Source organism: Streptomyces sp. SID1328, from assembly GCF_009865595.1.
Lineage (GTDB): Bacteria > Actinomycetota > Actinomycetes > Streptomycetales > Streptomycetaceae > Streptomyces > Streptomyces griseoluteus.
This window is the reverse complement of sequence record NZ_WWKH01000772.1, coordinates 1-2,796: the sequence shown is the minus strand read 5'-3', so window position 1 is coordinate 2,796 and position 2,796 is coordinate 1. Positions and strand designations below refer to the sequence as shown.

Genomic DNA, 2,796 nt, shown 5'->3' with positions numbered 1-2,796 from the left:
CGAGCGCGGGCAGGGCGGCGGCGACCTGGGCGTGGTAGCGGGCGTGTTCGGCCCAGGCGGCCTCGCGGCGGGCGGGTTCGGCGAGCGCGGTGCGCTGGAAGTGGTCGGCCAGCGCGAGATGGGCGTAGGTGCCGTGCAGCAGCCCGTCGTAGGGGCGGGGGTCGGGGCGCCAGGGGGCGAAGTAGCGGGCCTCGGGTCCGGCACGGTGCAGTTCCACCAGTTCGCCGAGGGCGGCGAGTTTGGTGTGCTGCATCTCGTGGACGAGGGTGGCGGCCAGCGCGGTCGGGGTGGCGGGGGTGGTGCTGAGCAGCGCGCCGAACGCCTCGCGCCGGGTGCCGCTGGAGCTGCCCCGGCCGTCCGAGCCGGGCGGGGGCGCGAGCGGGACCAGGCAGCGCAGCAGGGCGATGGTCTCGGTGAGCCGCTGTTCGCCGCCGGTGCGCAGCGCCTGTGCCGTGCCGGACCATGCCTGCAGCCAGCGCTTGCGCTCGGCGTGGTCGGGCCCGCCTGCCCCGCCGAACGCGAACCGTCCGGGGTCGCGGGGCGGGGTGCGGTACGGGTCGAGGTCGTCCAGCGGTACGGGGGCGGCGCCGGGCAGCAGGCCGGGCAGGGCGTGCGCCGGGGTCCAGGCGGGGGCGCCGGACCAGGCGCCGACGCCCTGCTCCAGCCGGACGTGCACGTCGGAGGCGCCGCGTCTGCGCAGGGTCAGGCGGCCGTTCTTGTGCCGCACCTCGATCGCGGCGGAGCCGGTCCGCCCGGTGCGCAGCACGCCGAGGGAGGGCAGGCAGAGCAGGCCGTCGCGGGCGGTGAGTCCGGTGCTGAACGGCAGGCCCGCGCGGGCGGCGGCGGCTGCGGCAAGGGCACTGAAGTAGGCCAGTTCCAGGGGGAGTTCGCCCGCGGTGTCGGGGGTGGTGAGCGCGGTCAGGCAGCGGCGGGCCCAGGGGCCGGTGAAGGGGTAGGTGAGCCGGGTCCGGGCGGGCGAGCGGGGTCCGTCGGCGGCGCGGTCGGCCTCGGTCAGCAGGGCCCAGTCCTCGCGCAGCCGGCGCCTGGCGGCGGGCGGGCAGTCGGCGGGGTCGGCCCCCTCCGCGGCGTCGAGGACGGCACGCAGCAGCAGCATGCGCCGGGTGTCCTGGTCGCGGACGAGGAGGGCGAGCGTGTCGGGGCCGCCCCCGGTACGGCTGAGTTCGGCGAGGGCGCGGTCCAGCGGTGCCGTCACGGGGTGCCTCCTTCCTCGGCCAGCCGCGCCGCCACGTGGCGGATGAAGCGCTGCAGGTCGACGCAGTACACCGACGGGTTGTCGAAGCCGTGCCCCGCGCGGTAGCGGTGGGCGTAGTGGCCGCCCCCGCACACCGAGACCAGCGGGCAGGCCCGGCAGCGCCCGGCCAGCCCCGCGAGCCCGGCCTGGCGGGCGGCGACGCCGGGGTGGGCGAGGGCCTGGTCGAAGTCGTGCCGGAACACGTCGAGCCCGGTCTCGGCGGCGCCGTCGTACGCCGACTTCAGCGAGTCGACCTGTTCGATGGAGCCGTCGGTCTCGATGACGACGGCGTCGAAGGGGGCGAGTCCCAGGGACTCGGTGGCGGCGGGCAGGCCGAGCAGCAGGGCGAGGCACTCCTCGAAGAGCCGTACCCGCGTCTCGCGCCGCCCGGCCGACCACCAGCGGTCGAAGACGCGGCACAGCCAGTCGCCGTACTCGCCCCCGTGCGGGGGCGGTGCCGACCAGTTGCCGTGGGGCAGCAGCAGGTCGAGCGCGGGCGGGCGCAGGGTGAGCAGGGACTCGTACGTCCCGACGGGGTCGGTGGTGGGGTCGACCACGGTGAGGACTCCCGCGTACGCCTCGGGGAAGTGGTCGGCGACCAGGCGGGCGCCGTGCGCCGCGGCGGGCCAGGAGGGGCGGCCGGCGTGGTCGACGCGCCGGTGGTTGAGGGTGGCGTTCCCGCCGTCGAGGCTGATGCCGATACGGATGCCGTGCCGGGCGAGGAGGGCCACCCGGTCACGGGTGAGCAGGGTGGCGTTGGTCTGCACGGTGGCGTGCACGGCGCAGCCCTGGGGCACCCGGGCGCGGACGGTGTCCGTGAAGCGCGCCAGGGTGCCGGCGCCGGCCAGCAGGGGTTCGCCGCCGTGCAGGACGAGGGAGAGCGCGGTCAGGGCGTGGTCGCGGGCGTGCCGGGCGATGCGGTCGGCGGTGCGGTCGAGCACCTCGGCGGGAGCGGCGGCGGGACGGGTGCGCCAGGTGTGGTCGGGGCCCTCGTACAGGTAGCAGTAGCGGCAGGCGAGGTTGCAGCGGCCGTGCGCCTTGACGATGAACTGGCGGAAGGGGCGCGGTCGCGCCCGCGTCGGGGCGGCGGTCGTCCCGGACATCCCGTACCCCCGTACCGCGATGCGGGCGTGGCTCGTCCGCCCGTGTGTGCGGGGGCGTTCCCGGTCGCGGCCCGGCGCCAAACGCAAGGGGGCGGAACTTGCCGGATTCCGCCGTCGGGTGACCAGGAGCGAGCGGATCAGAGGCAGTTGTTGAAGCCCCAGAGCATCTCGGCCGGTTTTCCCGCCCGTTCGGTGAGGGTGTCCAGGACCTCGCGCAGTACGGGGTGGTCCAGGGTGCGCAGTTCCTCCAGGTCGAGGGTGAGCAGGTCCGGCAGTGGCTCGCCGTGCTCCGGTACGGGTGTCGCGTCCCCCGCGCTCGTCATCGCTGCCTCCCGTGGTGTGCCTCGGTGCGTCTCGGTGCCGGTCAGCCGAGTCCGGCGAGCCGGCCGGCGGTGTCCTCGGCGGTGGGGGCGCCGGTGCCGAGGCTGTCCTCGGGCAGCC

General features: G+C 76.5%; 3 protein-coding genes. All 3 read right to left on the bottom strand.

All coding sequences use genetic code 11. The features are described from left to right. The coding region (locus GT030_RS24670) for an HEXXH motif-containing putative peptide modification protein (RefSeq protein ID WP_161202980.1) at window positions 1–1,213 on the bottom strand (1,213 nt) is incomplete at its 3' end. Beyond that, window positions 1,210–2,355, bottom strand: a complete 1,146-nt coding sequence (locus tag GT030_RS24665) for an FxsB family cyclophane-forming radical SAM/SPASM peptide maturase (RefSeq protein ID WP_161202979.1) — start codon at window positions 2,353–2,355, stop codon at window positions 1,210–1,212. The genes GT030_RS24670 and GT030_RS24665, both read right to left, overlap by 4 nt. Before the next feature lie 137 nt (window positions 2,356–2,492). Beyond that, a complete protein-coding gene (fxsA, locus tag GT030_RS24660) occupies window positions 2,493–2,678 on the bottom strand; it encodes an FxSxx-COOH cyclophane-containing RiPP peptide (RefSeq protein ID WP_086695674.1) in 186 nt (61 codons plus the stop codon). Between the last annotated feature and the right edge of the window lie 118 nt (window positions 2,679–2,796).